This window comes from Shewanella sp. POL2 (assembly GCF_000282755.1).
In the GTDB taxonomy this organism is placed as follows: domain Bacteria; phylum Pseudomonadota; class Gammaproteobacteria; order Enterobacterales; family Shewanellaceae; genus Shewanella; species Shewanella xiamenensis.
On the sequence record NZ_AKZL01000162.1, the window covers coordinates 1 to 3,731 of the forward strand.

Annotated in this window: 4 protein-coding genes and 1 pseudogene; 4 read left to right on the plus strand and 1 reads right to left on the minus strand. The window is 43.8% G+C overall.

The window, feature by feature from the left end; all coding sequences use genetic code 11:
• The coding region (locus tag SHEWPOL2_RS21665; protein ID WP_037431637.1) for a transglycosylase SLT domain-containing protein at positions 1-699 on the plus strand (699 nt) is incomplete at its 5' end.
• A 193-nt stretch (positions 700-892) separates the two neighbouring features.
• Positions 893-1,594, plus strand: a complete 702-nt coding sequence (locus tag SHEWPOL2_RS21670) for an EAL domain-containing protein (protein ID WP_037431641.1) — start codon at positions 893-895, stop codon at positions 1,592-1,594.
• 271 nt (positions 1,595-1,865) lie between these two features.
• Here the strand turns inward: SHEWPOL2_RS21670 and SHEWPOL2_RS23380 are convergent, their stop codons facing one another.
• The gene (locus SHEWPOL2_RS23380; RefSeq protein ID WP_259474865.1) at positions 1,866-1,991 is read right to left on the minus strand and encodes a hypothetical protein; all 126 of its coding nucleotides are present in this window, start codon (positions 1,989-1,991) and stop codon (positions 1,866-1,868) included.
• 407 nt (positions 1,992-2,398) lie between these two features.
• Here SHEWPOL2_RS23380 and SHEWPOL2_RS21675 point away from each other — a divergent pair, with 407 nt between their 5' ends.
• The gene (locus tag SHEWPOL2_RS21675; RefSeq protein ID WP_037431639.1) at positions 2,399-2,914 is read left to right on the plus strand and encodes a hypothetical protein; all 516 of its coding nucleotides are present in this window, start codon (positions 2,399-2,401) and stop codon (positions 2,912-2,914) included.
• 183 nt (positions 2,915-3,097) lie between these two features.
• A pseudogene (locus tag SHEWPOL2_RS21680) lies at positions 3,098-3,731 on the plus strand (transposase); the annotation flags it as partial.

The following is a 3,731-nucleotide window of genomic DNA, read 5'->3' on the forward strand; positions in this document are numbered from 1 at the left end:
GTGCGAGTACAGGAGCTGATGGCGCTCGATCGTTATTTCGATGCCCGTTATGAATGGGTGGCACTGCTCAAACGCAGCAATAATGACATGCGTGCTCGTTATGGTCGTTATGCCCATGATCAAGGCTGGTATGACTTTGGCGTCGAAGCCAGTATTCAAGGCAAACTTTGGGACGACATCCCCCTACGCTTCCCAATGGCGCATCAATCGGGCTTTGAACATGCGAGCAAAAAGCACAAAGTTAATATCGATGAAATCCGCGCCATTAGCCGACGCGAAAGTGCGTTTTTCCTCTATGCAACGTCTGGCGTTGGTGCCCGCGGTTTAATGCAGATTATGCCCGCGACCGCCAAGGCCACAGCAAAAAAACACGGTGCTAAGTACAACGATCCAAAGGATCTCTACAGTGCCGAACTTAACTTAAATTTAGGCAGCGCCTATTACGCCCAATTATTGAAGGAATTCAATCAAAACCGAGTATTAGCCACAGCCGCTTATAACGCAGGCCCATCAAGGGTTCGCCGCTGGTTAGCTGAATCAAATGGTCAACTCGATGCGATGAGTTTTATCGAGTCTATTCCCTTCACCGAAACCCGTGAATATGTACAAGCCGTGTTAAGTTATCGCTTGATTTACGAAGCGCAAAAACAACAGCCACAGCCTTTATTTAACGAGGCTGAGCTGAAGTTCCATTACTAAGGACAAGACTAAATGTAATAAAGGTGGCAAAGGCCACCTTTATTACATTAACAAACATAATACCGTTTCAAATTCATACCGTTAAGCTATGTATATAAAATCAGCAAACGCACATCACTCAGGCAAACTTATTTGCACTTAGCACTATTAAATGCGAATAATTAGCAATTAGTCATTATCCATGCGTTGCTACATGCTCAAGCTCAGCGGTTTATCCTTAAGTTGCGAATACCAACCCTTCGTTTGCCCTCACACTAAACACATTCATGGTTATGAAGCACTCGCCCGTTTCTACCTTGAGCAAGGCCAAGCCATCGCTCCTAATCTGGTATTTGAGCAGTTACACGAGAACAGCGATGCACTTGCTTCGATCGAGTATCAGGCCAAAGCCTTTCAGCTTAAACACGCCCCCGCTGAACAAAGCTTATTTGTGAATGTCGATCCCCATGCAGCTAACGGCGTGCATACCCAAAAGTTACTCGACCTACTCTCCAGTCACCCGCAAGTCACAGTAGAGATTATTGAGAATACCTGCATTAATGACGCCGAGCTTGCCAATCAACTGTTTCATCAATTTAAAGCAGCAAATATAAACGTGGCACTTGATGATATCGGTGCGCCCCACTCCATGCTGTCGGTCGATTTAATGATGAATGTGGATTATCTGAAGTTTGATCGTCACTGGCTAAATTTAGTTGCCGAACCTCACGGCATCGCACTACTCAGTGCATTGATTGAATTTGGCAAACGCACTGGCAAACAATGTATCCTCGAAGGCATAGAAACCGACGCCCAGCTCCAGCTAGCCCGCGAGCTGAATGTCGATCTAGTACAGGGATTTTTATTCAAACCTTGGTTTATCCGCCCAGAGCAAAGCGAAAAGTTAATTTGTTAGGAAGAATAAAGTGTTATACAAAAATGGCAGAGTGCGTATTGGTTTGCCGCCATTAATAATGTTAAGGGTTCTTCGAATTTTATAGTCACATAGTGCAGATATTGATTGTCATTGTTTTTCCAGCAACGCAGCCAAAGCTGAATCGAATATGGCATTAATACATTGCCACTACTTCCCCAGTGACACGCCGCCTATTTAACAAGAAGTATCCCTATAGACTCGACGGCGGCATCTGCAACACATGGAAGTGTAAATGCCACGTTCACATGGCCTATGATGTTCCCGACATCATAGTGGCATTTCCCATATCCTTATGGGTCAGATGTGAAAGAGCGGCCATGCCGCCAACGGTCACAGTTGCAACAGTGGCAATCTTAACGACCATTGAACTGTTCATCAGGCTAAAAGCTTTTTGCCCCAAAGCAATTCAGCATTCCATTTTTAGACTCCGCTTTAATTTCATTTATGCATGAGATCTTATAATCCATATTTGTTCAGCTATGAGCGCCATTTCCTAAAATTTAAGTGTCTATTCATGACAACCTGAGGAGGTTTGTATGGACACTTAGAATAAAGGTCATCCCATGGGCCAAAAACGCTATAAAATCAAATAACTATATTAGCTGGCTTTTAGTTAATAGGTTTGGAAAATGCGCATGCGTGTTTTTCCAGATGGTGTATTTGGCAGAAAGCTGATAAGTTCTTTGCATACAGATAGTTAACCGTGCGCGTTTTCACTGGTCTAACGAGGTAAACGCGCATGCGCACGAATAAAATGTTAGGCATTCAAAGGAGTTTGTGCCAATGATGAATCTTTATGGTGCGCTAATTACTCAGTTGGTTAGAGCATTAACAGGTGCCTTATATACTGATGAAGAAATAAAAAGAATTACCAGTGGTGCCACGGGTAAATATTTAAAAGAATTTTTCCCAGCAACTCAAGATGAGAAAGGTGCTCACAATAGAATTGCAGCGGCAAGAAGCCACATAGAATCTGCTGGAAGTATAATTCGGGATATGCAAGACGATCTAGAGGCTCAAGATCGACAGCTCAATGAACTACTCACAACCATTGATGAGAAAAAGAAACTTGCAGACCGATACCAAACGCTAGCAGAGACTAATCAACAGACATTTGAAGCATTTAGACAAGAAATGGAAGAAGCTTTGCGTCGTGAATTAACAGAGCAAGCAAATCAAGGTAAAAGGCTTAGACAGATAGCTTCAGGAATAATCTGGTTGGTGACTTTAATAGTAGGCGCCGCGCTTGGGACTTACTTCAAGGATATTGTTGCTTGGGTTGGAGAATTCCTCACCTAATGTGCAATGTATCCCTAACAAGTTACTCAAAAGGACGCAAAACGCTTGGCTTGTGCTCCTTCATCGCTAAGTTTAGCCAAGCATTTATGCGCCCATTAGTAACAAAACAGGACACCCAACCTTAATAGCGCGGTAGTTAACATCCAACTATGCTTTGGTTAAGCATTGAACAAGGAAGTTTGTATGCCGCGCCCTCGTAGAGCCCAGATAAGTCTTGAACTCTCACCTTAACATCAGTCCCTATTACCATTGCTGTAGCCGCGTTGTTCGGCGGGCTTTTTTATGTGGCGATGATAGTTACTCGGGTAAAAACTATGACCATCGCCGTGCTTGGGTCGAGTCATTATTTTTGAACTTGAAGCCGTTTTTGCTATTGATGTGGCAGCCTTTGCGGTAATGTCGAATCATCTGCATTTGGTGCTGCGGGTGGATATCGAGACAGCCAATCGCTGGACTGACCGCGAAGTGCTTGAGCAGTGGCATAAGTTGTTTAAAGGCGATGAGTTAACGCAAAAGTTCGCCAAAGGTGAGTTAGTTGAAGCGCATGAGGTCAGCAGATTAAAGCATTCAATCGCCCTTTATCGCAGTCGTTTGTGTGATATTTCATGGTTTATGCGCTGTTTGAATGAACCGATTGCAAGGCAAGCAAATCAAGAAGATAACTGCACAGGTCGCTTCTGGGAGGGGCGGTTTATCTATTTATTTTATGGAGACTCAAGCCCTACTCGATGAAGCCGCAGTATTAGCCTGTATGACTTACGTTGATTACTTTTTATTAAAAGGAAGTCCCATCAGAGCACAACTGGCTGATACACCA